The sequence below is a fragment of the Tabrizicola sp. genome, assembly GCF_041919135.1.
GTDB lineage: Bacteria > Pseudomonadota > Alphaproteobacteria > Rhodobacterales > Rhodobacteraceae > Tabrizicola.
Genome location: NZ_JAYRUJ010000014.1, coordinates 19,223 through 43,618, shown reverse-complemented (window position 1 = coordinate 43,618; position 24,396 = coordinate 19,223). Strand labels below are relative to the sequence as shown.

Sequence of the window (24,396 nt, the reverse complement as noted above, 5' to 3'; positions counted from 1 at the left end):
GTCTCAACCTCCTTGCCCCTGGGAGACGGTTTCCGGGGGAACGTGCGATCGGGGCCGGCGCCGGGTCATGCGCGGCAAGTGAATCTCGGCCATGGCGCCGGCATGGTCGTTGCCCGCGAAGACCGGCGCGTCGAGGAGGGCGAGCGTGCCGCCATGTTCCTCGATGATCTTCTTGACGATGGGCAGGCCAAGGCCGGTGCCCTTGGCGCGGGTGGTGACATAGGGTTCGAACAGGCGGGCGCGGTCCGGGGGCAGGCCGGTGCCGTTGTCCATGATGCGGATCACGGCCTCGGCCTCGTCCTGGACCAGTTCGACGCGGATTTCGGGGGCAAAGCCGGGGGCGGACTTTTCCTGATGGGTCTCAATCGCTTCGCCGGCGTTCTTGATCAGGTTCGTGATGGCCTGCCCGATCATCGTGGCGTCGAGTTCCATCGACAGGGCCTCGCGCGGGATCGACTTGACGAAACGGACCGAGGGCTGGCCGTTTTCCTGCAGAAGCACCGCGCCGCGCAAAAGCTCGGCCAGGTCGCAGTCGCGGCGGTCGGGTTCGGGCATCCGGGCGAATTTCGAGAATTCGTCGACGATCCGGCGCAGATCGTTGGTCTGGCGGACGATGACGTCGGTGTACTGCTCCAGGTCCTCATGGTCGCGGACCTGGGTGGCGAACTTGCGCTTGATGCGTTCGGCCGAAAGCTGGATCGGGGTGAGCGGGTTCTTGATCTCATGCGCGATGCGGCGGGCGACATCGCCCCAGGCGGCCATGCGCTGCGCGCTGACGAGGTCGGTCACGTCGTCGAAGGCCACGACATAGCCTTCCAGATCGCCCGCCTCGGAGCGGCGGGTGGACATGCGGACGAGGAGGCTTTCCAGCTTGCCCTTGCGGGTCAACCGCACCTCCTCCTGCACGGCGGTGCCGGTGCCTTCGCGCAGGCGGTCGAAAAGGGCGGCGAATTCCGGGACGGCGGCGGCCAGCGGCAGGTCGGCCTGCCCGTCGAAATCCAGCAGACGCTCGGCCGCGCGGTTGACGAAATCGACGTCGCCGTCGGGATCCAGGCCGATCACCCCGGCGGTGACGTTGGAGAGCACGGAGTCGAACAGGCGGCGGCGGGCCTCGGTCTGGGCGTGGCTTTCGACCAGCGCCTCGCGCTGGCCCTTGAGCTGACGGGTCATCTGGTTGAACAGCCGCCCGAGCGAGGCGATCTCGTCGTCGCCCTCCTCCTCGGTCACGCGGACGTCGAGGTCGCCCCGCCCTACCCTTTCGGCCGCGCCGGCCAGCCGGCCCACCGGGCGCGAGAGCCGCTCGGCGAACCACAGGCCCAGCCAGACGGCGGCCAGGATCAGGATCAGCGCGAAGCCGAGGTAGATCAGGCCGAAGTTGAACAGCAGCCGCCCGCGCTCCGATTCCAGCTGGTTGTAGAGCTGGACGGTTTCCTGGGTCTCGTCCAGCAGCGACAGGATCGAGCCGTCGACCCGCCGGGTGACGTAGAGGTAGCGGTCGGCATAGGCGTCGAGGAAGATCAGGGCGCGAAACTCGTTGTTCGGCCAGTCGGGGATCAGGACCGTGTTCCCCTCACGCGCGCGCTGGAGCTGTTCGGGGGTCAGGGGTTCGAAGTCGAAGAGATAGGAGCGTTCGCCCCGGGTCTTGAGATCGCCGTCGCCGTCGACGAGATAAGCCTCCTTCAGGCCGCGCTGGATGATCTGCTGGCCCTGGCTCAGCAGCGGGCGCAGCTGGTCGTCGCGCAGGAAGACGGTCTGGCGCTTGGCGCGGTTCAGGTAGCCCGCCAGCGCGGTGGCGTCGGTGGCAAGGTCGTCGCGCTGCACCGCCTCATAGGCCTGGGCGGCCGAGAGCGAGGAGCCCACTACCGAGCGCACGCGGTCGGAGAACCAGCCTTCGAGGCCGATGTTGATCGACAGGACCGCGAAGACCGCGACCAGCACGGTGGGAACCAGCGCGACCAGCATGAAGACGCCGGACAGCCGCAGGTGCAGCCGCGACCCGGCCGAGCGCGAGCGGCGGTCGGCCAGAAGGCGCATGACCCGGGCCAGGACCAGGGCTGCCACGACCAGGACATAGACCAGGTCGGAAAGCAGGATCAGCCGCAGCGTGGGCGAGGTCGCGTCCTGGCTGAAGGGCCCCATGGCCAGGAAGGTGGCGACGGCCAGGACCGGGCCGAGGAACACGAGGCCCAGGGTAAGCGCGGTCTGCAACCGGCGCTGGCGGCGCAGGCGCGACAGGCGTGCCCAGACATCGCTTTGAACCCTGCGCTCCACCGATGGCCTGCCCGTAACCGGGGTCTTGCGCGCCCCACACCACTATATCTTGCGGGACGCCGGGGTGAAACCCGAAAGACACATTCAGAGTTGCGCAGTTACATCAATTTGCGCCCGCGGCTGACGCGGATGTCGAGGTCGGTGATCTTCTTGCGCAGGGTATTGCGATTGATTCCCAGCAGGTCGGCGCATTTCGCCTGGTTGCCCGCGGTGGCGTCCAGCGCGATCTCGATCAGCGGCGCCTCGACCTCGCGCAGGATGCGCTGGTAGACGCCGGGGGGCGGCAGCTGGCCGCCGTGCAGGTCGAAATACCGTTTCAGATGCCGCGCGACCGAGGCGGAAAGCCGGTCGGGCCCGCCCGCCTCGGCGCGGGGTTCGGGGCCGGGCTGGGTGCCGAGGACCTGCTCGACCTCGGCGGCGGAAATCTCGGGTTCGGTGGCGGTGACGAGAAGGCGGCGCAGGGTGTTTTCCAGCTGGCGGACGTTGCCGGGCCAGGGATGGGCGCGGATCAGCTGGGCCGCCTTCGGCGAGAGATGGCGGGCGGCGCCGAGTTCGCGCTCGGCCCGGGCGAGGAAATGGTCCGCCAGAAGCGGGATGTCGTCCAGCCTTTCGCGCAGGGCGGGCACATGCAGGGTGACGCCGCCAAGGCGGTAGTAGAGGTCCTGGCGGAACTGGCCGGCGCCGATCCGCGCGGCAAGGTCGGACTGGCTGGTGGCGATGATGCGGGCGGCGTCGTCGCGGGGCAGGTCCAGCATCCGGACCAGCCGGGCCTGCGTCTCGGCGTCGTAATCGGCCACTTCGTCGAACAGGATCGTGCCGCCGCGCGCCCTGGCCAGAAGCGTCGCGGCCTCGTCGGGGGCGGCAAGGTCGCCGGCCTGGGCCTGGGTGAAGGGCAGCGTGCGGCGGTCCGAGAAATCGTGGATCGCGCGGGCCAGCAGCGACTTTCCGGTGCCGGATTCGCCGGTGATCAGCAGGGGAAGGTCGGTGTTCACCACCCGCGCGACCAGCCGGTACAGCGCCTGCATCGCCGGGGTGCGGCCGACGAGCGGCAGGCCCTCGCCGGGGTCGCGCGGCGGAGGGGCCGGCGCTTTCGGCAGGTGGCGCTTCTGCTCCAGCGCCTTGGCCGAGCGCCGCATGAGGTCGGGCAGGTCGAAGGGTTTCGGCAGGTAGTCGAAAGCCTCGGCCTCGGTCGCCCGGATCGCGGTCATGATGGTGTTCTGGGCCGAGATGACGATGACCGGCAGGCCGGGCCGCAGGCGCGAGATGCGGGGCAGCGCGTCCAGCCCGTTGCCGTCGGGCATGATCACGTCCGAGATGACCAGATCGCCCTTCCCCTCCTCGACCCAGCGCATCAGCGTCATCAGGCTGGCGGTGGCATGGACCTTGCAGCCCGCGCGGGTCAGCGCCTGGGTCAGCACGGTGCGGATCGTGCGGTCGTCGTCGGCGACAAGGATGGTGCCGTCCATCAGTTCGCTTCCTTCTTCAACTCGCGCGGGGCCATGGGCAGCGACACGCGGAACAGGGTGCGGCCGGGGGTCGATTCGACGGTGATCCAGCCGCCATGGTCGGTGACGATCTTGGAGACCAGCGCCAGGCCGAGGCCGGTGCCGTTCTCGCGGCCCGAGACGAAGGGCTGGAAGATGTTGGCGGCAAGGTCGGGCGGGATGCCGGGGCCGTCGTCGATGATCTCGACCGTCAGGGGCAGCGCGGCAAGCGCGCCGTCCTTGCCCCGGATGCGCAGCGAATGGTCGTAGAAGCTGTGCAGGCGGATGGTGCCGCCCGCCTTGCAGGCCTCGGCCGCGTTGCGGATCAGGTTGAGGAAGACCTGCTGCAACTGGTCGGCGTCGGCGAAGGTGGGCGGAAGCGAGGGATCGTAATCCTGGGTTATGGTCATGTGCGCGGCGAAGCCCACCAGCGCCGAGCGGCGGGCCCGATCCAGCGCGTCATGCAGGTTCACCGGCCTGCACTCGGGCGGGCGGAGGTTGCCGAACTGCTCCACCTGTTCGAGAAGCTTCACGATGCGGCGGGTTTCCTCGACGATGAGGTCGGCAAGCTCGCGGTCCTCGGGGGCGAGGTTCATCGACAGAAGCTGCGCCGCGCCCGAGATGCCGGCAAGCGGGTTCTTGATCTCATGCGCCAGCATCTCGGCCATGCCGATTGCAGACCGGGCGGCGGTCCTGGCCCCGCGCGAGCGGCCGAGACGGTCGGCAAGTTCGCGCGGGGAGAGGATCATGAGGATGGTGCCGGGATCGTCCTGCAGCGGCGCGAGGTGGATGGTGCATTGCACGGGCGGCCTCTCGCCCGTGGTGACGTCCACGTCGTTGATGTTCAGCGCCGCGTGGTTGGCGCGGGCGCGGGCCAGCGCGTCCTCGACCGGCGCGTCGATGGAAAGGCGGTCGAAGACGGGCTGGTCCGCCAGCGCCCGGGCCGAGGCATTGAGGAAGGTCTCGGCCGCCGGATTTGCCCGCAGGATGCGGGACTGCGCATCGATCAGCAGCGTCGGCAGCGGCAGCGAGGCCCAGATCGGCGGCGGCTCGGCGCTCATGCCGCCAGTTCCAGCTCGGCGAAGGCCTGTTCGATCAGCTGGATCACCTCGGCCGGGTCGGTGGAGGTCAGGATCGGCTCGCGCGCATGGGGCAGCCCGGCCGCGTCGAGATACCAGCCAAGATGCTTGCGCGCCATGCGCAGGCCAAGCTCGCGGCCGTAGAAGGTGAGCATGTCGTCGTAATGGTCCAGGATCATCCGGCCGCGCGCGCCGCCCTCGGGGACTTTCGGCGCGGGGGTGCCGTAGATATCATGCGCCACCTGCGCGAGCTTCCATGGCGCGCCCTGCGCCCCCCGGCCGATCATCACGCCATCGGCGCCGGAAAGGCGCAGCGCCTCGCGCGCGGTGGCGGTGTCGGTGATGTCGCCATTGGCGATGACGGGGATGCGGACGGCCTCTTTCACCGCGCGGATTGCGGCCCAGTCGGCATTGCCCTTGTAGAACTGGCAGCGGGTGCGGCCGTGGATGGTGATCATCCGGATGCCCGCCTCTTCCGCGCGCTTCGCGAGGTCGGGCGCGTTGTGCAGCCTGTCGTCCCAGCCGAGGCGGGTCTTCAGCGTGACCGGCACCCCGACCGCCTTCACCACCGCCTCGATCAGCGTCATCGCAAGGTCGAGGTCGCGCAGCAGCGCCGAGCCGCAAAGCCCGGTCGTCACCCGCTTGGACGGGCATCCCATGTTGATGTCGATGATCCGCGCGCCCTGCCCTTCGACGAACTTCGCGCCCTCGGCCATCCAGTGCGGATCGCGGCCGGCCAGCTGCACGCTGGTCGCCTGTTCGCCAAGGCCCAGCTCGGCCCGGGCGCGGGCCTCGGGCTGGGCGCGGACGATCTCGGCGCTGGCCACCATCTCGGAGACCACCAGGCCTGCGCCGAAGCGGGCGACGAGGCGGCGGAACGGCAGGTCGGTGATTCCGGCCAGGGGGGCCAGGACGACCGGCGGGGTCAGCGAAAGCGGGCCGAGAGGCAGCAAGGGCGGGTCCTTCTTGCGGATGCGACAGTGCTACGCCCGGCCGGGGAGACGACCAAGGCGGCGGCGGGGCATTATGACCGAAAAACATGCGATGCACAAATTTTGGGCAGAATCCGGGGCCAAGCGCCAGATTGTCTTGCAGGGCCGGCTGGATTAGGCAGGGACCAAAGGAAGGGCCCGCATGGATACTGCCGTCATCGTCGTCGCCGCCGGTCGCGGCAGCCGCATGGGCGGCGAGGTGCCGAAGCAATGGCAGATTCTGGCAGGCCAGCCGGTGCTGGCGCATGTGCTGGCGGCCTTTGCCGGACTGCGGGTGCTGCTGGTGATCCACCCCGAGGACCGGGCGCGGGCGGAAGGCTTCGGCGTCGAACTGGTCGAGGGCGGGGCGACGCGGGATGCCTCGGTGCTGGCGGGACTGCGGGCGCTGGAGGGCTCGGGCGTCGAGGCGGTGCTGATCCATGACGGGGCGCGGCCGCTGGTCACGCGCGGGCTGGTGGACCGGCTGGTCGCGGCCCTGGCGGTGCACCAGGGCGCGGCCCCGGCCCTGCCGGTCAGCGATGCGCTCTGGCGCGGCGCGGGCGGGCTGGTGGCGGGCACGGTGGACCGGGCCGGGCTTTACCGGGCGCAAACGCCGCAGGCCTTCCGCTTCGCACCGATCCTCGCGGCGCATCGCGCCCATCCCGGCGGCGCGGCGGATGACGTCGAGGTCGCGCGGGCGGCGGGACTTGACGTGGCCATCGTCGAGGGCGAGGAGAGCAATCTGAAGCTGACCTGGCCCGGCGACTTTGCTCGGGCCGAGGCGATCCTGAAGGGGCGGAAGTTGGAGAGAAGATTGGCGGATGTGCGGTTGGGCAACGGCTATGACGTGCACGCCTTCTGCGAGGGGGACCATGTCTGGCTCTGCGGGATGAAGCTGCCGCATGGCAAGGGTCTGCTCGGCCATTCCGATGCCGATGTGGGGATGCACGCCCTGACCGACGCGATCTACGGCGCGCTGGCCGAGGGCGACATCGGGCGGCATTTCCCGCCCTCGGACCCGCAATGGAAGGGCGCGGCGAGCCATATCTTCCTGGCGCATGCGATCGCCCTGGCGGCGGACCGCGGCTATGCCTTGGGCAACTGCGACGTGACGCTGGTCTGCGAGCGCCCGAAGATCGGCCCGCATGCCCTTGAAATGCAGGCGGAACTGGCGCGGATCATGGGGGTGGATGCGGGGCGCGTCTCGGTCAAGGCCACGACCTCGGAACGGCTGGGCTTCACCGGACGCGAGGAAGGCATCGCCGCCATCGCCACCGCGACCCTGGTGAGGGCATGAGCCGGCTCGTCGCCACCTTCTTCGGCGCGGGCTTCCTGCGGCCCGCCAGCGGCACCTGGGCCAGCGCCATCACCGTGGCGCTGGCGGTGGCGGCCTATCAGGCGGGCTGGGCGCTGGCGGTTCCGGCGGGCGCCGTGCTGGCGGTGGTCGCGGGCTTCCTGGCCGTGCCGCCCTATCTGCGCGCGACCGGGGGCGAGGACCCGTCGGAGGTGGTGATCGACGAGGTGGCGGGGCAGCTTCTGGCGCTGTCCTTCACGGTGATCCCGCTCTGGCGGCATGGGGTGGCGGATCTGGCGCTGGGGGCCTGGCCGGGCTGGCTGGCGCCGTTCCTGCTGTTCCGGCTGTTCGACATCTGGAAGCCCTGGCTTGTCGGCCGGGCGGACCGGACGGGGGGAACGGTCGGGGTGATGCTGGACGACCTCTGGGCCGGGCTTTTCGCCGGGCTCTGCGCGGTCGGGCTGGCCGGGCTCTGGCATGGGCTGGTGCAGCCGTGGCTGGGATAAGCGTTGCCGAGCTGCTGGCGCGGGCGCGCAAGCGGGGGCTGACCTTCGCCACGGCGGAAAGCTGCACCGGCGGGATGGTCGCGGCGGCGCTGACCGATGTGGCGGGGGCGTCGGACGTCTTCGAGCGCGGCTTCGTCACCTATTCCAACGCGGCCAAGCAGGAGCTGCTGGGAGTCGCCGCGGAAACGCTCGCCGCCCATGGCGCGGTCTCCGAGCCGGTGGCGCGCGAGATGGCCGAGGGCGCGCTGGCCCGGTCGGCGGCCGATATCGCGGTGTCGATCACCGGGATCGCCGGGCCGGGCGGGTCGGAGTTCAAGCCCGAGGGCCGGGTCTGCTTTGGCCTGGCGCGGAAGGGCGGCGCGACGCGGGTCGAGACGGTGGAGTTCGGCGCACCGGGCCGGGCCGGAGTGCGCCGGGCGGCGACGGAACACGCGCTGGGGCTTCTGGCGGCGGCGCTGGAGTAGGGCCGGTTCCTTTCGAGAGACTTTGGCCGCCGCTCCTTATGGATGCAGCGCGAAGAAGCGCAGCATTTCGGCATTGGCGTCGATCTCCTGCGTCTTGCCTTCCGCCAGCCGCGCCTTGCGGCCCCCGGGCCAGTGATGCGCGCCACCCTCGATGGTGATCAGCCGCAGGATCACCAGGCCGCGCTTGCTGTAATCCCCGATCCGGACCGAGGTCCCGTCGCTGATCCGGTCCACCGACCGGCTGACGGCGTGGATGCCGCCGCCCCATGGCGCGAGGAACGCCTTCACCACCGTCCGAACCGGGGCGAAGTCGGTGCGGGTGAGGCTGCCCTCGCCCCTGCCGCCCCCGTAGGGCACCATCGTGTCGGCGGTGCCGTGGATGATCAGCGCGGGCACCCTGCCCCGCACCCTGGTGCTGCCGGTATCCATCGTGCCCGCGACGCCCGCGACGGCGCGGACGAGGCCGGGGTTCCGGGCGGCGAAGGTCTCGGCCAGGATCGCGCCGTTCGACATGCCGGTCAGATAGACGCCCTGTCTGCGCAGGCCGAAGCGGGCGCCGGCATCGGCGATGACCGCTTTCAGGAAGGCCTCGTCGTCGATCCCCCGGCGCATCGCATAGCCGCAGCAATAGCCGCCGTTCCAGGTCAGAAGCCGCTCGTCCCGCCGCCCGCTGCCGGCGGGGAAGGCCACCGCATAGCCCGCGCGGGTCGCGGCGCCGGCAAGGCCGGAGGCGGCGGCGAACTGGTCGGGGTCGCCACCGCCGCCGTGCAGCGCGATGATCAGGGGCGCGCCTTCCGGCCGCGCGGGCAATTCGATCCGGTAATGCCGCTCGCCCAGGCGGACGGTTTCGGCAAGGGCCGGAAGAGGAAGCAGCAGGGCGATCAGCAGGACAAGCTTGCGCATCGGGGGCCTCGGGGTTGCGACCCAGGTTTCACGCCGGCCTGCGGGCGTTCCGTCGCGTCAGGGCGCCGCGGGCCCGTAAAGCTCGGCCGCGCGGCGTTCGAAGGCGCGGACGATGCGCAGCATGGCCTCGTTGAACACCACGCCGATGATGCCTTGCAGGATCGCGTTGCGGAATTCGAAATCGACGTGGAAATCGACCTCGCAGCCGCCGGGAAGGTCGCGGAAGGCCCAGGTGGATTTCAGGTGGCGGAACGGTCCGTCGAGATATTCGGTGCCGATCCGCAGCTGATCCGGCCAGAGCGTCACCCGGCTGCCGAAGCGTTCGCGGAAGACCTTGAAGCTGATCACCAGGTCGGCCTCCATCACCTCGCCACCGGGAATGGGGCGGCGCGACCGGATGCGGGCGGCCGAGTTCCAGGGCAGGAACTTCGGATAGGAGGCCACATCGGCCACCAGATCGTACATCTGGCGGGCGGTATAGGGCAGGCGCTTGGTCTCGGAATGGCTGGGCATCGGCACGGGGCTGTTTTCCCCCATGTCGCGCGTCGGGGCGCGGGGGTCAAGCACCTGCGCCCATCCGTCGCCGCCGTCCTGTCCGGCGGTCCGCTTCGGGCCCGGCGGCGGGGGATCTGCAGGGGCGATGCAGCTTCCCCTCGAAACGGGCGGCGAATACCGCTAGGAAGGCCTCGCTCATCCAGGGAATCCGTCCATGTCCCACCCGCCCTATGTCATCGACCAGCTGATCAGCGCCAAGGCCATCGCCGCGCGGGTCGAGGCCCTTGCGCGCGAGATCACGGCGCATTTCCACGGCACCGACAAGCTGGTGATCGTGGGGCTTCTGCGCGGATCCTTCGTCTTCATCGCCGACCTCGTGCGCGAGATCGAGCTGCCGGTCGAGGTCGATTTCCTGGAGGCCTCCAGTTATGGCGATGCGATGCATTCCAGCCGCGAGGTGCGGATCCTGAAGGACCTGCGCGGCGAGATCGCGGGGCGCGACGTGCTGCTGGTCGAGGATATCGTCGATACCGGCTTTACGCTGCATCATGTGATCCACCTGCTGCAGGCGCGCGAGCCGCGGCGGCTGAAGGTCTGCGCGCTGCTGGACAAGCCCTCGCGCCGCGAGGTGCCGGTCAAGGCGGACTGGACCGGCTTCGAGATCCCCGACGAATTCGTGGTGGGCTATGGCATCGACTACGGGCAGCGGAACCGCAACCTGCCCTATATCGGCAAGGTCCGTTTCCTGGAGAGCTGAACCGTGCTGGTCTGGCTCATGCGCGCGAAACGCAGGGCGCGGCACCCGCCTTCGGCCAGGCGGGTGGCGCTGGTCCTGGGCGTGGTCGCGGCCTGTCTGGCGGTGGCGGGGGCGGAATGGCTGTTCGGCTGGCCGGACTGGCTGCGGGTCGACCGCCTGAAACCGTGATTGGACAGTCCGGCCCGCCCGACTAGGCTGGCGCGGATCAACAAGGAACGGAGGGACGGGATGCGGGTTCTGCGCTGGCTGGTGCTTGTGGCGGTGGTGGCGGCCGGGGTCCTGTGGCTGCTGGCGCGGCCCGATCCCCTGTCGGCGGGCGATGTCGCGGGGCTGACCGGCGATGCCAGCCGGGGCGAGGCGGTGTTCCTGGCCACGGGCTGCGCCTCGTGCCACATGGCGCCGGGGGCCAAGGGCGAGGCGCAGCTGGTGCTGGCGGGCGGACAGCGATTCGCATCGGATTTCGGGACCTTCGTGGCGCCCAACATCAGCCAGGACCCCGTGGCCGGGATCGGCGGCTGGAGCCTTCTGGACCTGGCCAATGCCATCCAGCGTGGCGTCAGCCCCGGGGGCGAGCACTATTACCCCGCCCTGCCCTATGCCGCATACGCCAGGATGAAGCGGCAGGACGTGGCGGATCTTTACGCGTATCTGCAGACCCTGCCCGCCGATCCGACGCCCAGCCAGCCGCATGAGATCGCCTTCCCCTTCTCGCGGCGCGAGGCGGTGGGGCTGTGGAAGCTGCTCTACCTGTCGGACGGCTGGTCGCTGGAGGGGAACCTGACGCCCACCGCCGACCGGGGCCGCTATCTGGCCGAGGCGATGGCGCATTGCGGCGAGTGCCACACGCCCCGCACGGCGCTGGGAGGGCTGGACACCGCGCGCTGGCTGGGCGGCGCGCCGAACCCCTCGGGCGAGGGGCGGATCCCCAACATCACGCCGGGCAAGCTGGGCTGGACGGCGGCGGACATCACGCAATACCTGACCACGGGCTTCACGCCGGACTATGACAGCGTCGGCGGCCATATGGCGCATGTGGTCGAGAACATGGCCCGGCTGCCCGAGGGCGACCGGCTGGCGGTGGCGGAATATCTGCTGGCGGTGCCGACCGTGGAGTGACGTGGCCCCGGCGCAACAGCCGGGGTCGCCCTACCCCATATCGGGCCGCATCCCTTTTCCGGGGCAGGATATTGCGGTATGATGTTGCAATCGAAAGCAGATTGGACTTGCCATGACCCGCGTTCTTCTTCCCGCCCTTCTCGCCCTCGCCGCACTTCCCGCTGCGGCGCAGGAGGCCGCGACCGGCCTGACCTTCGGCGGCGAGGTGAAGCTGGAATATGTGGATGGCGGCCCGACGGGCTGGGCCCTTGACGGCGACCTGGGGATGACCTGGCGCTCGGGCGGGATGCTGGGCTTCGATGCCGCCGTGGACAGCACCCATCTCGACGATGGCCAGGACCTGACCAATGGCTGGGCCGCGCTGGTCCTGTCGACCGGAATCGGCGAGATCGCCGTTGGCGCGCCCCGCCCGGTGCTGGAAACCATGCGGGTGATGCCGCGCTTTTCCTCCTCGCGCGTGGTGGACCTGCGGGCCGGCACGTTCACCGGGTCGCTGGCCAGCCTTGCCAGCTTCGAGGACAACGGCATGACCCCGGGCGTGACCTGGCAGCAGACCACGGGCAACCTGACCTTCGGCGCGGGCTATCACCACCTGAACGACGCGAATATCGACGTGGGGGAAGGCGTGATGCGCTTTGAACGCGGCGCGACGACCTTCTTCATCACCGGCCAGTTCGCCACCACCCCCGGCGACGACCCGAGCATCATGCAGATCGGCGCCTTCCATGATGCCGACCGCTTCGACCTGGGCGCGGCGCTGTCGCGCTATGACATGTCGGGCACGCATAACGGCCTGCGGCTTTACGGCAGCTTCGATGTGATGTCGGCCCTGACGCTGCGCGGCGACATGCTGCTCTTGGAGGATACGAGCGACCTCTATTCCGTCTCGGCGACCTACAGCATGGACAACGGCCTGTTCGTCGAGGGCGGCGGCACCAAGCTGGAAGGCGCGGACGAGATCTACGATATCGGCGTCGGCTTCAAGTTCTGAGACCGGCACAGGATGGAAAGGGCCGCCCGTCGGGCGGCCCTTTGCTTATCCCCTGCCCGCCTGCCGTGCCGCGCGCATCCGGGCAAAGTCGTCGCCGGCGTGGTAGCTGGACCGCGTGAGCGGCGTGGCCGAGACCATCAGGAAACCCTTGCCCCAGGCCGAGGTCTCATAGGCCTTGAACTCCTCGGGCGTCACGAAACGGGCGACGGCGTGATGCTTGGGCGTCGGCTGCAGATACTGGCCGATGGTCAGGAAATCCACGTCCGCCGAGCGCATGTCGTCCATCACCTGCAACACGGCCTGCCGATCCTCGCCAAGGCCGACCATGATTCCGGATTTGGTGAACATCAGCGGGTCCAGTTCCTTGACCCGCTGCAACAGGCGCAGCGAATGGAAATAGCGCGCGCCGGGGCGGACCTCCAGGTAAAGGCCGGGGACGGTTTCCAGGTTGTGGTTGAAGACGTCCGGCCGCGCCTCGACCACCTTCTCCAGTGCCGAGGGGGCGCATTTCAGGAAGTCCGGGGTCAGCACCTCGATCGTGGTGGCGGGAGAGCGGTGGCGGATCGCGCGGATGGTCTGGGCGAAATGCTCGGCCCCGCCGTCATCCAGGTCATCGCGGTCGACGCTGGTCACGACGACATGCGCCAGCCCCAGTTCCGCGACGGCATGGGCGACGCGGCCCGGCTCGAAGGCGTCCAGCGCCTGCGGCTTGCCGGTGGCGACGTTGCAGAAGGTGCAGCCGCGGGTGCAGATCTCGCCCATGATCATCATGGTGGCGTGGCCCTGGCTCCAGCATTCGCCGACGTTGGGGCAACCGGCCTCCTCGCAGACGGTGACAAGCTTCTTCTCGCGCAGGATGTCGCGGGTCTGCCTGTAGCCTTCCGAGGTCGGGGCCTTGACCCGGATCCAGGCGGGTTTCTTCGGCTGGGCATTGTCGGCACGATGCGCCTTTTCGGGGTGCCGCTCACCGGGAAGCTTGAGGTCGCGCATGGATTTCCCCCTCTGGGCCTTGCCTCCCAGATAATCGCGTTCCCTTCCCTTGGCAACGCGCGGCCCGGGGCAATTTGACGCGGATCAAGGCCGCAGGCTTGCCGCCATGGCATCCGCGGGCCAGTTTCGGAGGGATGATGACGCCGCTGGACCTTTCGCTTGCCGTTCTGGCCCTGCTCTTGACGCCGGGGCCGACGAATACGCTGATCCTGCTGGCCGGGGCCGAGCGTGGCCTTCGGGGCGCGCTGCGCCTGATCCCGGCCGAGCTTGCGGGCTATTTCCTGACCGTCCTGCCGCTGGCGCTGCTGGGCGCGGCGGCGCTGGAGGGGCTGCCCGCGCTGCGCATCGCGGTGACGCTGGCGGCGGCGCTGTGGGTCGCGGTGCTGGCGGTGCGGCTGTGGCGCCTGCCGGGGCCGGATTCGGCGGGGCGGGCGGTCAGCGCACGGGCGCTGGTCACGACCACCGCGCTGAACCCCAAGGCGCTGATCTTCGGGCTGGTCCTCCTGCCCTCGCCCGAGCGGCTGGGCGGGAACCTCGCCCTCTTCGCCGCGCTTGTCGCGCTGGCGGCCGTCTTCTGGGCCGCCGTCGGCGCAGGACTTGGCGGCGCGGGACCTGGCGGGGCGGGCCGGCCGCGCGCGTTGCTGGTGCTGCGGCGGCTGGCCTCGGTCTTTCTGGCGGCGATGTCCTTGCTTCTCGCCCTGCGCGGGGTCGGGGCTTAGCCGATCAGCGGGCCCGAGCGGCCATAGGTCTCGTCATAATGCCGGCGCAGCCGCATCAGCGCGATGCGCAGCACGATCTTGCCCGAGCGCGCGGCCCAGCCCATGCGCCTTTCCGCCACCTCGAGGCCTTCCAGAAAGCAGCAGCAGCGCAGGACCACGTCGCCGAGGCCGGGGCCGAGGTCGCGCAACGCCGCCGCCACCCGCCCCCGCGCGACCGAGGGCCCCTCGCCCAGGCCCGAATCGGGCTGGAAACCGCCACGGTCGCCGCCGGTCAGGAAGCGGTCCCAGTTCTGCGCCACGCGCGGGCCCATCTGCGCCAGTTCGAAATCCTCGCGCAGGCGTTCGGCGGCCTGGACCAGTTCGGGTTCGAGGAAGGGCTTGCCGTCCCGGTCGCGGCGGCGGCCGAGCAGGCTGACCGGGCTTTCCGCCAGGTTGTAGCGCACCCGGCGCGGGCCGGCGTCGTCGATCACCTCGCGCTCGCCCCAGAGGCGGTGCTGGTCGGCGAAGCTGCCTGCCGCCTCGTTCATGCCTTGCCGGCGGCGGTCCTCCTCGTCCACCATCCGCTTCAGCGCGGCGCGGCCCGCCGAGGTGATCTCGTAGCTGGAGACGCGCCCCGCCTTCCGGCAGGCGATCCAGTCGCGCAGGATGAAGGCCTGGGCCACCGGCCGGTCCAGCACCGCCGTCCGCAAGGAACGGCCATCGGGAAACTCGCGTAGGACGGCCGCCTTCTCCATCTCGGGCGCGATCGCCATGACCGCCCCCGGCTCGGCCAGGCGGCGCAGGACGCGGCGGCCCTCGCGGTCGAGAAGCTGCGGATCGCAGAGGTCGGCGGTGGCGCCATCGGGGCGGAGGGGGGCGGTCATGGGCGGGTCATCCTTTCGATCCGGGTGATCGGCCGATCGGAGGACAAGACGGGAGACCGCCGCCAGGGCCTCGTCCATCAGCGGGTCGTCGCGCCGGTTCTCGTAGCGGCGGACCTGGCGCAGGATGGTCGAGGCATGCAGCCCTTCGCGCCGCGCCAGCGCCCTGAACGATGTTCCTTCCTCGACGTGGTCCAGGTAGTGGCGCACTGCGGCGGGAAGCCAGTCTGGCAGGCTGGCGGCGGTGAGTTCCGGCAATTCAGTCGTCCCGTCTTGGTCCACTTGCGGCGGCGGTGAGTCCAGCCTGGACGCCGCAACCTTGGGTGGAATTGGTTACCTGATCGTTAACCTCTCGGCCAACGTGGAGAATTGACGGGAATTCCTAAACTTCCTGGTAACCTCCGCGCGCTGCAATGGTTCGCCGCGCAACGCCAGGTTGACCCATGGCATCGTGCCCTCTCGTCGAAATGGAGTGCACGATGTCCGATTTCCGCATGATGCTTGCCGACCTGCGCCGCCCGCGCCTTCTGGTGCGCGCCGCCCGTTTCGGGCTGGGCGATTACCGGCGCGAGCGCGACCTGCGGCGGCTGGTGCCGACGGGGGCCTCGCCCGAGGTCACGGTGCCGCGGCTGATCGCGGTCGAGGAGGAGCTGGAAGCGACGCGGGTGGCGGGCGACGCGAGCTATTCGGTCGCGCGCCACATCGACGTGCTGATCGCGCTGCTGGCCGAGGCCCGCCTCCTGCGCGGGGCGGACCTGGCCTGAGGCAAGGCCGGCGCCTTCAGATGAAGGCGTCGGGCATCTCGGCCTTGCGCTGTGCCACGAAGGCCTCCAGCGCCTCGCGCTTGCCCTCGTCCAGCGCCGGGGGCTGGTAGTCGCCGAGCTGCTTCTTGACCTTCTCGGCCGCAAGCGCCTGCGTGTCGCGGCTGCCTTCCTCGGCCCAGGTCTCGAAGGGCTTGTAGTCCAGCAGTTCCGTGCGCCAGAAGGCCGACTTGAAGTTCGCCTGGGTATGGCTGCAGCCAAGGTAGTGGCCGCCGGGGCCCACTTCGCGGATCGCGTCCATCGCCTGGCCGTTGGCATCCATCGAGACGCCCTGCGCGAGGTGGTGCAGCGTGCCGAGCTGGTCGGCGTCCATCACGAATTTCTCGTAGGACGACACCAGCCCGCCCTCCAGCCAGCCGCAGGCGTGCAGCATGAAGTTCACGCCCGCCAGGAGCGCCATGTTCAGGCTGTTCGAGGTCTCGTAGGCCGCCTGCGCATCGGGCAGTTTCGAGCCGCAGAACGATCCGCCGGAACGGTAGGGCAGTCCCAGCCGCCGCGCGAGTTGCCCCGCCCCATAGGTGATATGCGCGGCCTCCGGCGTGCCGAAGGTGGGCGCGCCCGAGTTCATGTCGATCGAGGTCACGAAGGCGCCGAAGATCACCGGCGCGCCGGGGCGCACGAGCTGGCTGTAGGCCACGCCCGCCAGCACCTCGGCCAGGACCTGGGTCAGCGTGCCCGCGACCGTGACCGGCGCCATCGCGCCGCCGACGATGAAGGGCGAGATGATCGCGGCCTGGTTCGCGCGGGCATAGACTTCCAGCGCGCCCATCATGATGCCGTCGAAGGTGAGCGGCGAGTTGATGTTGATCAGGCTGGTCATCACCGTATTCCGGTCGACGAAATCGTCGCCGAACAGGATCTTCGACATGGCGACCGAATCCGCCGCGCGCGAGGGTTCGGTGACAGATCCCATGTAGGGCTTGTCGCTCAGCGTCATGTGCGCCATCAGCATGTCGAGGTGGCGCTTGTTCACCGGCACGTCGGTCGGCTCGCAGACCGTGCCGCCGGAATGGTGCAGCCATTTCGACATGTAGCCGAGCTTCACGAAGTTCCGGAAATCCTCCAGCGTCGCATAGCGGCGGCCGCCTTCGGCATCGCGCACGAAGGGCGGGCCGTAGACCGGGGCGAGGACCAGGTTGCGCCCGCCGATCTCGACATTGCGCTCGGGGTTGCGGGCGTGCTGGGTGAAGGTCCGGGGCGCGGTGGCGCAAAGCTTGCGGGCCAGGCCGCGCGGGATATGCACCCGCTCGCCCTTCACGTCGGCCCCGGCCTGGCGCCAGCGTTCCAGCGCCTCGGGGTTCTCGACGAAGTTGACGCCGATCTCTTCCAGCACGGTCTCGGCGTTGTGCTCGATGATCTGCAGCGCCTCCTCGTTCAGGATCTCGAAATCCGGGATGTTGCGCTGGATGAAACGCGCGGTCTCGAAGCTGACCGCGGTCCGCTCCGCCCGGCGGCTGGCGCCCCCACCACTGCGCGCCCTGCGTCCTGCAACTTCGTTCATGTCGGCCTCCGATGTGCTTTGTCGCCCTTATGCCGCCAAATGCGCCGGGCTCGCTTATCGAAACCGGCGATTGTTCTCCAAAACCGACATTGCTTGCGGCCGATTGCGACAGCTTCCAAGTTGCCGGACGGCGACACCCCGGGGCCGATGCCGGTCCCGTGCCGTCAAGGCGCTGGCCCAAACCGGAATCCTTTGGCAGACTGCCCGCGATTTGAGCAGAGGGAGTTGACAGGTGAAATACGCAATGACTGCGCTGGCGATGCTGCTCGCCTCTCCCCTGTCCGCCCAGGACTGGTCGGGCCAATGGGGCGGCTTCGCCCTGGGCTATGGTGCCGGAAGCTATGAGCAGGGCAACTTCGAGGCCGACGAGACCGGCGAGGATGTGGATCTCGACGGCTTTCTCGTGGGGCTGCACTACGAACGGAATTTCCAGCGCGGCAATCATGTGCTCGGCTTTGACCTGGGCCTGTCGAAAGGGGTCCGCGGGACTTCGCCGCAGGAACCTGGCCCGACCTACTGGGCCTGCGAGTTGGGCGAATGCTTCGTCAACGTCGAGGCCCTGTTCACCCTGCGGGGCAGATACGGCTGGCTGGTGACCCCCGAGACGATGATCTACGGCGCAGGAGGGCTTGCCGCAGGCAAGGTCGACGGCGGGATCTACAACTTCACCCGGAATTCCTCCACCGCCGTCGGCTATACGATCGGTGCGGGGCTGGCGCATATGATCCAGCCCGACCTGATGCTTTATGCCGAGGTCAACCATGTCGACCTGGGCACTCTCGACCTCGGCCCGCTTGGCACGCCCGGCGACACCCTGGACGGCAGGGGCGACTTCTCCACCGTCCTGATCGGGGTGAACTTCCGCTTCTGACCCCCGCGCCCGCCTCGGGCACCCTATCCGCGCGTTGCGGGCCTTGCGATTCCGGCTGCCATCGCTTACGCGGGCGCATGACCCAGGCACATGACCGTCTTCTGATCATCGACTTCGGTTCCCAGGTGACGCAGCTGATCGCGCGCCGCCTGCGCGAGCTGAATGTCTATTGCGAAATCCACCCCTTCAACCGCGTGGACGAGGCCTTCCTGCGGGCCTTCGCCCCCAAGGCGGTGATCTTCTCGGGCGGGCCGGCCTCGGTCTACCAGGAGAACGCGCCGATGCCGCCGAAAGGCGTCTTCGACCTTGGCGTGCCGATCCTGGGGATCTGCTATGGCCAGCAGGTGATGATGCATTGCCTCGGCGGCCATGTCGAAGGCGGCCACGGCACCGCCGAATTCGGCCGTGCCTTCGTCACCCCCACCGAGCTGACCCACCCCGTCCTCGCCGGCTGGTTCCCGCCCGAGGACGGCCCCCAGGCGCGCGAGCAGGTCTGGATGAGCCATGGCGACCATGTCTCGAAACTGGCCCCCGGCTTCCAGGTCCTCGGCACCTCGCCTAACGCGCCCTTCGCGATCACCGCCGATCCGGCGCGCCACTTCTACGCCGTGCAGTTCCACCCCGAGGTGCACCACACCCCGAAGGGCGGCCAGCTTTACGCGAACTTCGTCAAGCTCGCCGGGTTCAAGGGCGACTGGACCATGGGCGCCTACCGCGAGGAGGCGATCCGCAAGATCCGCGAGCAGGTCGGCGACCAGAAGGTGATCTGCGGCCTGTCCGGCGGGGTGGACAGCTCGGTCGCGGCGGTGCTGATCCATGAGGCGATCGGCGACCAGCTGACCTGCGTCTTCGTCGATCACGGCCTCCTGCGCCTGGGCGAGGCGGAACAGGTCGTGACCATGTTCCGCGACCATTACCACATGCCCTTGATCCATGCCGACGAGTCGGACCTGTTCCTCGGCGCGCTCGAGGGCATCTCGGACCCCGAGGTCAAGCGCAAGACCATCGGCCGGCTGTTCATCGAGGTCTTCCAGAAGCACGCGGCCGAGGTCGGCGGCGCCACCTTCCTGGCGCAGGGCACGCTTTACCCCGACGTGATCGAAAGCGTCAGCTTCTCCGGCGGCCCCTCGGTGACGATCAAGAGCCACCACAATGTCGGCGGCCTGCCCGAGAAGATGGGCCTGAAACTGGTCGAGCCGCTGCGCGAACTCTTCAAGGACGAGGTCCGCGCCCTTGGCCGCGAACTGGGCCTGCCCCCCGGCTTCATCGGCCGCCATCCCTTCCCCGGCCCCGGCCTTGCGATCCGCTGCCCCGGCGAGATCACCCGCGAAAAGCTGGACATCCTGCGCCGGGCCGATGCGGTCTACATCGACCAGATCCGCAAGCACGGGCTTTACGACGAGATCTGGCAGGCCTTCGCCGCGATCCTGCCGATGCGCACCGTGGGCGTGATGGGCGACGGGCGGACCTACGACTATGCGCTCGCGCTGCGCGCGGTGACCAGCGTGGACGGCATGACCGCCGACTACTATCCCTTCACCCATGATTTCCTGGGCGAGACCGCCACAAGGATCATCAACGAGGTCAAGGGCGTCAACCGCGTCTTCTACGACTGCACCTCGAAACCGCCGGGGACGATCGAGCTGGAGTGACGCCTCCTCGATGACTTCGTCACTCGTCGTCAGGCCCACCGGCGACGAGAAGACGAAGTCGAACGAGGAGCGTCACCAGAGCCCGCCATGCGCGCCCTGCACCGCTCCCGCCACCGCCAGGGCGGACAGGGCCAGCAGCACCCGGTGCAGCCGCAGGACCAGCGCGAAGGTGGCCTCGGGGTCGCGGCTGGCGCGCTGGTGGAACCAGCGGTGCAGGACCAGGGGCTCCAGCACGAACAGGACCAGCGTGAAGATCGCCCAGACCGCGACCATCAGGTGCAGCCACCAGTAACCGGGCAGAAGGAACAACCCCCAGCCGTCGGTCAGCCACAGCATCCACAGGCCCGACAGGCCCGCCGCCAGCGTCGACAGCTTCGCCTGCGCGCCGAAGCGGCCCTCGATCCGCTCGAAGGTCGCGATCCGGTCGGCGGGCGGCAGCGCCCGCATCTGCGGCAGGATCACCAGCGTGACCATCGCCACCCCGCCGATCCAGTGCAGCACCGCCAGGACATGGATCATCCGAGCCAGGACATGCGTGTCCATGGGTCACCTCCCTCATCCCTGATGCCCGACAGGCCGGGCCTGCGCCTTGTCGCAAGTCAAGCTCTGGACTTCCCTGCCCGGCCCGGCAAGTCTCGGCCCATGACCGCGCCCCACCGCCCCCTTGCCGCCGCGCTCTGGATGACCGGCTCGATCGCCGCCTTCACGGCCATGGCGATCGCGACCCGCCAGATCGGCGGCGTGCACGACACGTTCGAAATCCTGGCCTACCGCTCGGTCGTCGGCTGGGTCCTGGTGGTTGCCATCGCGCTGGTGCTGGGGCGGGCGCGCGACTTCCGCACCGACCGGCCGGGCAGCCATGTCTTCCGCAGCGTGCTGCATTTCAGCGGCCAGTCGCTCTGGTTCTGGGCGCTTACCGTGATCCCGCTGGCCCAGGTCTTCGCGCTGGAGTTCACCTCGCCGATCTGGGTCATCCTGCTCGCGCCCATAGTCCTGGGCGAGCGGCTGACCCGGCGCAAGCTTCTTGCCGCGGCCCTCGGCTTTGCCGGCATCCTGGTGGTCGCGCGCCCGGATTTCTCGGCACTCCAGCCCGGCGTCCTTGCCGCCGCCGCCGCCGCGATCTTCTTCGCCGCGACCAACATGATGACCAAGCTTCTGACCAGGGGCGAGTCGATCGTCACCATCCTGTTCTGGCTTACCCTGACCCAGACCGGCTTCGGCGGCGCCGCGATGCTGGCCGATGGCGCGGTCACCCTGCCGACGCTGGCCACCCTGCCCTGGCTGGCGCTGATCGGGGTCTCGGGCGTCACCGCGCATCTTTGCCTGACCAGCGCGCTCAGCCTTGCCCCGGCCGGCACGGTGGTGCCGATGGATTTCGCCCGCCTGCCGATCATCGCCGTGGTCGGCGCGGTCTTCTATGCCGAGCCGGTCGAGCCGGCGCTGTTCCTTGGCGCGGCGCTGATCTTCCTCGGCATCTGGATCAACCTGCGGAGTGGCATTTCCGCGCCAGCGGCCACGTCACGAAACCGTGACGCGGCGTCACGAATTGACCGCCGGAAGTCCGGGACCTAGCCTGATTCTCAGGGGAATTCTCTTTCCGGGGATGAGGAACAATGAAACGATTTCTGACCACTATGGCGGCCCTGACGACGGCCGGGGGCGTGCAGGCGGGGGGCGTCGAAAGGTCCAGCCAGTCGGTCGCGATCCTGTTCGAACAGGGCCGCTATGCCGAACTCAGCTTCGGGCATTTCGCACCCGATGTCAGCGGCACCGTCGGGCCGTTTTCTTCGGGCGACATGGCGCCCAGCTACAACAGCTGGAGCCTGGGCTACAAGATGGACATCGGCGACCGTATGGACTTTGCCCTGATCCTGGACCAGCCGATCGGGGCCGACGTGGCCTATCCGGGAACCTTTGTGCCGCTGGGCAGCTATCCGCTTGCCGGCACGACGGCCGACCTGTCCTCCAGCGCGATCACGGCGCTTCTGCGCTACAGCTTTGAAAACAACGTCTCGGTCTATGGCGGCCTGCGCTACCAGACGGTGCATGGCGTGGTCTCGATCCCGCTGGTGGTCGGCTACACGATGGAGACCAACCACGACTCCGAACTCGGCTATGTGGTCGGCCTCGCCTGGGAGAAGCCCGAGATCGCCGCGCGGGTCGCGCTGACCTACAACTCGGCCATCACCCATAGCCTGGAATCCGTGGAGTTCGGCGCGCTTGCGGACGGGTTCGATACCGAAGTCCCGCAGTCGGTGAACCTGGAGTTCCAGACCGGCATCGCCAAGGACACGTTGCTGTTCGGCTCGATCCGCTGGGTGGACTGGAGCGAATTCGTCATCGACCCGCCGTTCTATCCGCCGCCGATCCCGCTGGTCGCCTATCCCAAGGACCGCGTGACCTACAACCTCGGGATCGGCCGCCGTTTCAATGAAACCTGGTCGGGCGCGGTGACGCTGGGCTATGAACCCTCGGACGGCGAGCTGACCGGCAACCTCGGCCCGACCGACGGGATGCGCAGCATCGGCCTGGCCGCGACCTATACCCGCGACAACATGAAGATCACCGGCGGCATCCGCTATGTCGACATCGGCGATGCCACGACCAACACCGTGGGCGGCAACTTCTCCGGCAACTCGGGCCTGGGCGTCGGCCTGCGCGTCGGCTACAGCTTCTGATCTTCGCCCCGAGGGGCCCTGAACCCCGCCCTCGGGCGGGGTTTTCCATTGTGCAATCACGGCCCCCCGGCTAACAGAAGCCCGATTGGGGTGACGCGATGATCTACAGTTCCGGCAACGACTACCTGGCCGCGCCGCGCAAGCGGGTGATGCTTTTCGGCATGTCCGGCCTTGGCAAGACCTACCTGTCGAACCTGCTGCGCGACCATGGCGACTGGTTCCACTACTCGGTCGATTACCGGATCGGCACCCGCTACATGGGCGAATTCATCGCCGACAACTTCAAGCGCGAGGCGATGAAGGTCCCGCTGCTGCGCGAGTTGCTGATGACCGACTCGGTCTACATCGCCTCGAACATCACCTTCGACAACCTTGCCCCGCTCTCCACCTACCTCGGCAAGCCCGGCGATCCGGCCAGGGGCGGCGTGCCCTTCGCCGAATACATGAAGCGCCAGGAACAGCACCGCGCCGCCGAGGTGGCCGCGACGCTGGACACCGCCCGCTTCATGGAGCGCGCCGAGGAGCTTTACGGCTATCCGAACTTCGTCTGCGACACCTCGGGCTCGATCTGCGAGGTGGTCGAGGCCGAGGACCCCGCCGATCCGGTGATGCGCCAGCTGGCCGACACGCTGCTGATGGTCTGGATCAAGGGCTCCGACGCCCATACGGCCGAGCTTGTCCGCCGCTTCGATCGCGCGCCGAAGCCGATGTATTACCAGCCGCATTTCCTTCACGCGGCGTGGGAGGAATACCGCGCAACCCATTCCGTCAACGAGGAAACCTGTGATCCCGATCACTTCGTGCGCTGGACCTATGCCCGCGCCCTGGCCCACCGCCAGCCGCGCTATGCCGCGATGGCGCGCTGGGGGGTGACGGTCACCGCCGAGGAAGTGGCCGCGGTCCGCACCTCCGCCGATTTCGACGCGCTGATGGCCCGCGCCATCGACCGCGCCTGACTTGCATCCCGGGGCGCGACGCCCTAGCTCTTGGCCTTCATTCCGGGGAACCCGACCATGCCGATCACGCTGCCCGAAACCCTGCCCGCCTATGACGTGCTGCGGTCCGAGGGCGTCATGGTCATGTCCCCCGACCGCGCCGCGCATCAGGACATCCGGCCGCTGCGGATCGGCCTCCTGAACCTGATGCCGAAGAAGATCCAGACCGAGAACCAGTTCGCCCGGCTGATCGGCGCCACGCCGCTGCAGATCGACCTGCACCTGATCCGCATGTCGGAACACACGACCAAGAACACCGCCGCCGAGCATATGGCGACCTTCTACCGCCCCTTCCAGGAGGTGAAGGGCGACAGGTTCGACGGGCTGATCATCACCGGCGCGCCGATCGAGCATCTGCCCTTCGAGGAGGTCACCTACTGGGACGAACTCTGCGAGGTCATGGACTGGACCCAGAGCAATGTACATTCCACCTTCGGCGTCTGCTGGGGCGGGATGGCGATGATCAACCATTTCCACGGCGTCGCGAAGCACATGCTGGACCACAAGGCCTTCGGCTGCTTCCGGCACCGCAACCTTGCGCCGACCTCGCCCTATCTGCGCGGCTTCTCGGATGATTTCGTCATCCCCGTCAGCCGCTGGACCGAGATGAAACAGGCCGAGATCGACGCCGCCCCCGGATTGCGCACGCTGCTGGGCTCGGACGAGGTCGGCCCCTGTCTGGTCGAGGATCCCGGCCACCGCGCGCTTTATATCTTCAACCATTTCGAATACGACAGCGACACGCTGAAGCAGGAATATGACCGCGACGTTGCCAACGGCACCCCGATCAACGTGCCGATGAACTACTACCCGGACGACAACCCTGCCCTGCCGCCGCTGAACCGCTGGCGCAGCCATGCGCATCTCCTCTACGGCAACTGGATCAACGAGATCTACCAGACCACGCCCTACGATCTGGCCCAGATCGGGCGCTGAGATCCCGCCGCATTGCGCTGACCGGGGCAATCGCCATACTGC

At 68.8% G+C, this 24,396-nt stretch carries 25 protein-coding genes; 15 read left to right on the top strand and 10 right to left on the bottom strand.

Translation table 11 applies throughout. From position 1 onward, the window contains the following. Positions 1 to 3: 3 nt before the first annotated feature. From ACE3UA_RS11975 to dusB, 4 genes are all read right to left on the bottom strand, one after another. Entirely contained in the window at positions 4 to 2,271 is a 2,268-nt protein-coding gene (locus tag ACE3UA_RS11975) for an ATP-binding protein (RefSeq protein ID WP_374645388.1), read from the bottom strand. 98 nt (positions 2,272 to 2,369) lie between these two features. Then, positions 2,370 to 3,737, bottom strand: coding sequence for a response regulator (locus tag ACE3UA_RS11970; RefSeq protein ID WP_374645386.1), 1,368 nt, complete (start codon positions 3,735 to 3,737; stop codon positions 2,370 to 2,372). Continuing rightward, the gene (locus ACE3UA_RS11965; protein ID WP_374645384.1) at positions 3,737 to 4,816 is read right to left on the bottom strand and encodes a nitrogen regulation protein NR(II); all 1,080 of its coding nucleotides are present in this window, start codon (positions 4,814 to 4,816) and stop codon (positions 3,737 to 3,739) included. The genes ACE3UA_RS11970 and ACE3UA_RS11965 overlap by 1 nt, the downstream gene beginning before the upstream one ends. Next, a complete protein-coding gene (gene dusB, locus ACE3UA_RS11960; protein ID WP_374645463.1) occupies positions 4,813 to 5,784 on the bottom strand; it encodes a tRNA dihydrouridine synthase DusB in 972 nt (323 codons plus the stop codon). The genes ACE3UA_RS11965 and dusB overlap by 4 nt, the downstream gene beginning before the upstream one ends. Before the next feature lie 184 nt (positions 5,785 to 5,968). Here dusB and ACE3UA_RS11955 point away from each other — a divergent pair, with 184 nt between their 5' ends. The 3 genes from ACE3UA_RS11955 to ACE3UA_RS11945 are packed head-to-tail and all read left to right on the top strand — an operon-like array spanning position 5,969 to position 8,069. After that, the gene (locus ACE3UA_RS11955) at positions 5,969 to 7,102 is read left to right on the top strand and encodes a bifunctional 2-C-methyl-D-erythritol 4-phosphate cytidylyltransferase/2-C-methyl-D-erythritol 2,4-cyclodiphosphate synthase (RefSeq protein WP_374645382.1); all 1,134 of its coding nucleotides are present in this window, start codon (positions 5,969 to 5,971) and stop codon (positions 7,100 to 7,102) included. After that, positions 7,099 to 7,605 (top strand): phosphatidylglycerophosphatase A, encoded by a 507-nt coding sequence (locus ACE3UA_RS11950; RefSeq protein ID WP_374645380.1) that lies wholly within the window; start codon positions 7,099 to 7,101, stop codon positions 7,603 to 7,605. The genes ACE3UA_RS11955 and ACE3UA_RS11950 overlap by 4 nt, the downstream gene beginning before the upstream one ends. Then, positions 7,602 to 8,069 carry a CinA family protein gene (locus tag ACE3UA_RS11945; protein WP_374645461.1) on the top strand — a complete coding sequence of 156 codons (468 nt, stop codon included), beginning with the start codon at positions 7,602 to 7,604 and terminating at the stop codon, positions 8,067 to 8,069. The genes ACE3UA_RS11950 and ACE3UA_RS11945 overlap by 4 nt, the downstream gene beginning before the upstream one ends. A gap of 36 nt (positions 8,070 to 8,105) precedes the next feature. Here the strand turns inward: ACE3UA_RS11945 and ACE3UA_RS11940 are convergent, their stop codons facing one another. Together ACE3UA_RS11940 and ACE3UA_RS11935 are read right to left on the bottom strand one after the other, a co-directional pair. After that, entirely contained in the window at positions 8,106 to 8,972 is an 867-nt protein-coding gene (locus ACE3UA_RS11940) for a PHB depolymerase family esterase (RefSeq protein WP_374645378.1), read from the bottom strand. Between the two features lie 57 nt (positions 8,973 to 9,029). Next, positions 9,030 to 9,485, bottom strand: a complete 456-nt coding sequence (locus tag ACE3UA_RS11935; RefSeq protein ID WP_374645459.1) for a type II toxin-antitoxin system RatA family toxin — start codon at positions 9,483 to 9,485, stop codon at positions 9,030 to 9,032. A 196-nt stretch (positions 9,486 to 9,681) separates the two neighbouring features. On the opposite strand from ACE3UA_RS11935, the gene hpt reads away from it, so the two are divergent. From hpt to ACE3UA_RS11915, 4 genes are all read left to right on the top strand, one after another. Further along, on the top strand, positions 9,682 to 10,224 hold the full coding sequence (hpt, locus tag ACE3UA_RS11930; protein ID WP_374645376.1) for a hypoxanthine phosphoribosyltransferase: 543 nt from the start codon (positions 9,682 to 9,684) through the stop codon (positions 10,222 to 10,224). Positions 10,225 to 10,227: 3 nt separating this feature from the next. Further along, positions 10,228 to 10,392: a hypothetical protein gene (locus ACE3UA_RS11925; protein ID WP_374645374.1), complete on the top strand. Its 165-nt coding sequence runs from the start codon at positions 10,228 to 10,230 to the stop codon at positions 10,390 to 10,392. A gap of 60 nt (positions 10,393 to 10,452) precedes the next feature. Then, entirely contained in the window at positions 10,453 to 11,340 is an 888-nt protein-coding gene (locus ACE3UA_RS11920; RefSeq protein ID WP_374645372.1) for a cytochrome c, read from the top strand. Positions 11,341 to 11,452: 112 nt separating this feature from the next. Continuing rightward, positions 11,453 to 12,331: a hypothetical protein gene (locus tag ACE3UA_RS11915; protein WP_374645370.1), complete on the top strand. Its 879-nt coding sequence runs from the start codon at positions 11,453 to 11,455 to the stop codon at positions 12,329 to 12,331. A 45-nt stretch (positions 12,332 to 12,376) separates the two neighbouring features. Here the strand turns inward: ACE3UA_RS11915 and lipA are convergent, their stop codons facing one another. Then, positions 12,377 to 13,321 carry a lipoyl synthase gene (gene lipA / locus ACE3UA_RS11910; protein WP_374645368.1) on the bottom strand — a complete coding sequence of 315 codons (945 nt, stop codon included), beginning with the start codon at positions 13,319 to 13,321 and terminating at the stop codon, positions 12,377 to 12,379. A 137-nt stretch (positions 13,322 to 13,458) separates the two neighbouring features. On the opposite strand from lipA, the gene ACE3UA_RS11905 reads away from it, so the two are divergent. Beyond that, positions 13,459 to 14,040, top strand: coding sequence for a hypothetical protein (locus ACE3UA_RS11905; RefSeq protein ID WP_374645366.1), 582 nt, complete (start codon positions 13,459 to 13,461; stop codon positions 14,038 to 14,040). Here ACE3UA_RS11905 and ACE3UA_RS11900 read toward each other — a convergent pair. Next, positions 14,037 to 15,158, bottom strand: a complete 1,122-nt coding sequence (locus tag ACE3UA_RS11900) for a DUF6456 domain-containing protein (RefSeq protein WP_374645364.1) — start codon at positions 15,156 to 15,158, stop codon at positions 14,037 to 14,039. The genes ACE3UA_RS11905 and ACE3UA_RS11900 overlap by 4 nt on opposite strands. 221 nt (positions 15,159 to 15,379) lie before the next feature. Between ACE3UA_RS11900 and ACE3UA_RS11895 the strand changes: the two genes are divergently transcribed. Continuing rightward, positions 15,380 to 15,664 carry a DUF6477 family protein gene (locus tag ACE3UA_RS11895; protein ID WP_374645362.1) on the top strand — a complete coding sequence of 95 codons (285 nt, stop codon included), beginning with the start codon at positions 15,380 to 15,382 and terminating at the stop codon, positions 15,662 to 15,664. Positions 15,665 to 15,680: 16 nt separating this feature from the next. On the opposite strand, the gene ACE3UA_RS11890 is transcribed toward ACE3UA_RS11895, so the two are convergent. Beyond that, positions 15,681 to 17,222, bottom strand: coding sequence for a trimethylamine methyltransferase family protein (locus ACE3UA_RS11890; protein ID WP_374645360.1), 1,542 nt, complete (start codon positions 17,220 to 17,222; stop codon positions 15,681 to 15,683). Between the two features lie 232 nt (positions 17,223 to 17,454). Between ACE3UA_RS11890 and ACE3UA_RS11885 the strand changes: the two genes are divergently transcribed. Next, positions 17,455 to 18,093, top strand: coding sequence for an outer membrane protein (locus ACE3UA_RS11885; protein ID WP_374645358.1), 639 nt, complete (start codon positions 17,455 to 17,457; stop codon positions 18,091 to 18,093). 77 nt (positions 18,094 to 18,170) lie between these two features. After that, positions 18,171 to 19,745 carry a glutamine-hydrolyzing GMP synthase gene (guaA, locus tag ACE3UA_RS11880; RefSeq protein ID WP_374645356.1) on the top strand — a complete coding sequence of 525 codons (1,575 nt, stop codon included), beginning with the start codon at positions 18,171 to 18,173 and terminating at the stop codon, positions 19,743 to 19,745. 72 nt (positions 19,746 to 19,817) lie between these two features. Here the strand turns inward: guaA and ACE3UA_RS11875 are convergent, their stop codons facing one another. Further along, positions 19,818 to 20,288, bottom strand: coding sequence for a hypothetical protein (locus ACE3UA_RS11875; protein WP_374645354.1), 471 nt, complete (start codon positions 20,286 to 20,288; stop codon positions 19,818 to 19,820). 99 nt (positions 20,289 to 20,387) lie between these two features. Here ACE3UA_RS11875 and ACE3UA_RS11870 point away from each other — a divergent pair, with 99 nt between their 5' ends. The 4 genes from ACE3UA_RS11870 (at position 20,388) to metA (ending at position 24,354) form a co-directional block, all read left to right on the top strand. Next, entirely contained in the window at positions 20,388 to 21,317 is a 930-nt protein-coding gene (locus ACE3UA_RS11870) for a DMT family transporter (RefSeq protein WP_374645352.1), read from the top strand. A gap of 41 nt (positions 21,318 to 21,358) precedes the next feature. Continuing rightward, entirely contained in the window at positions 21,359 to 22,423 is a 1,065-nt protein-coding gene (locus ACE3UA_RS11865) for a hypothetical protein (RefSeq protein WP_374645350.1), read from the top strand. 98 nt (positions 22,424 to 22,521) lie between these two features. Further along, positions 22,522 to 23,379: an ATPase gene (locus tag ACE3UA_RS11860; protein ID WP_374645348.1), complete on the top strand. Its 858-nt coding sequence runs from the start codon at positions 22,522 to 22,524 to the stop codon at positions 23,377 to 23,379. 57 nt (positions 23,380 to 23,436) lie between these two features. Further along, positions 23,437 to 24,354: a homoserine O-succinyltransferase gene (gene metA, locus ACE3UA_RS11855; protein WP_374645346.1), complete on the top strand. Its 918-nt coding sequence runs from the start codon at positions 23,437 to 23,439 to the stop codon at positions 24,352 to 24,354. The last annotated feature ends 42 nt before the right edge of the window (positions 24,355 to 24,396 follow it).

Excerpts from the sequence above, each read along its gene's own strand:
- ACE3UA_RS11970 (WP_374645386.1), bottom strand. The coding sequence starts at position 3,737 with ATGGACGGCACCATCCTTGTCGCCGACGACGACCGCACGATCCGCACC.
- ACE3UA_RS11965 (WP_374645384.1), bottom strand. The coding sequence starts at position 4,816 with ATGAGCGCCGAGCCGCCGCCGATCTGGGCCTCGCTGCCGCTGCCGACG.
- ACE3UA_RS11955 (WP_374645382.1), top strand. The coding sequence starts at position 5,969 with ATGGATACTGCCGTCATCGTCGTCGCCGCCGGTCGCGGCAGCCGCATG.
- ACE3UA_RS11950 (WP_374645380.1), top strand. The coding sequence starts at position 7,099 with ATGAGCCGGCTCGTCGCCACCTTCTTCGGCGCGGGCTTCCTGCGGCCC.
- ACE3UA_RS11940 (WP_374645378.1), bottom strand. The coding sequence starts at position 8,972 with ATGCGCAAGCTTGTCCTGCTGATCGCCCTGCTGCTTCCTCTTCCGGCC.
- ACE3UA_RS11935 (WP_374645459.1), bottom strand. The coding sequence starts at position 9,485 with ATGCCCAGCCATTCCGAGACCAAGCGCCTGCCCTATACCGCCCGCCAG.
- hpt (WP_374645376.1), top strand. The coding sequence starts at position 9,682 with ATGTCCCACCCGCCCTATGTCATCGACCAGCTGATCAGCGCCAAGGCC.
- ACE3UA_RS11920 (WP_374645372.1), top strand. The coding sequence starts at position 10,453 with ATGCGGGTTCTGCGCTGGCTGGTGCTTGTGGCGGTGGTGGCGGCCGGG.
- ACE3UA_RS11915 (WP_374645370.1), top strand. The coding sequence starts at position 11,453 with ATGACCCGCGTTCTTCTTCCCGCCCTTCTCGCCCTCGCCGCACTTCCC.
- lipA (WP_374645368.1), bottom strand. The coding sequence starts at position 13,321 with ATGCGCGACCTCAAGCTTCCCGGTGAGCGGCACCCCGAAAAGGCGCAT.
- ACE3UA_RS11905 (WP_374645366.1), top strand. The coding sequence starts at position 13,459 with ATGACGCCGCTGGACCTTTCGCTTGCCGTTCTGGCCCTGCTCTTGACG.
- ACE3UA_RS11895 (WP_374645362.1), top strand. The coding sequence starts at position 15,380 with ATGTCCGATTTCCGCATGATGCTTGCCGACCTGCGCCGCCCGCGCCTT.
- ACE3UA_RS11890 (WP_374645360.1), bottom strand. The coding sequence starts at position 17,222 with ATGAACGAAGTTGCAGGACGCAGGGCGCGCAGTGGTGGGGGCGCCAGC.
- guaA (WP_374645356.1), top strand. The coding sequence starts at position 18,171 with ATGACCCAGGCACATGACCGTCTTCTGATCATCGACTTCGGTTCCCAG.
- ACE3UA_RS11875 (WP_374645354.1), bottom strand. The coding sequence starts at position 20,288 with ATGGACACGCATGTCCTGGCTCGGATGATCCATGTCCTGGCGGTGCTG.
- ACE3UA_RS11870 (WP_374645352.1), top strand. The coding sequence starts at position 20,388 with ATGACCGCGCCCCACCGCCCCCTTGCCGCCGCGCTCTGGATGACCGGC.
- ACE3UA_RS11865 (WP_374645350.1), top strand. The coding sequence starts at position 21,359 with ATGAAACGATTTCTGACCACTATGGCGGCCCTGACGACGGCCGGGGGC.
- ACE3UA_RS11860 (WP_374645348.1), top strand. The coding sequence starts at position 22,522 with ATGATCTACAGTTCCGGCAACGACTACCTGGCCGCGCCGCGCAAGCGG.
- metA (WP_374645346.1), top strand. The coding sequence starts at position 23,437 with ATGCCGATCACGCTGCCCGAAACCCTGCCCGCCTATGACGTGCTGCGG.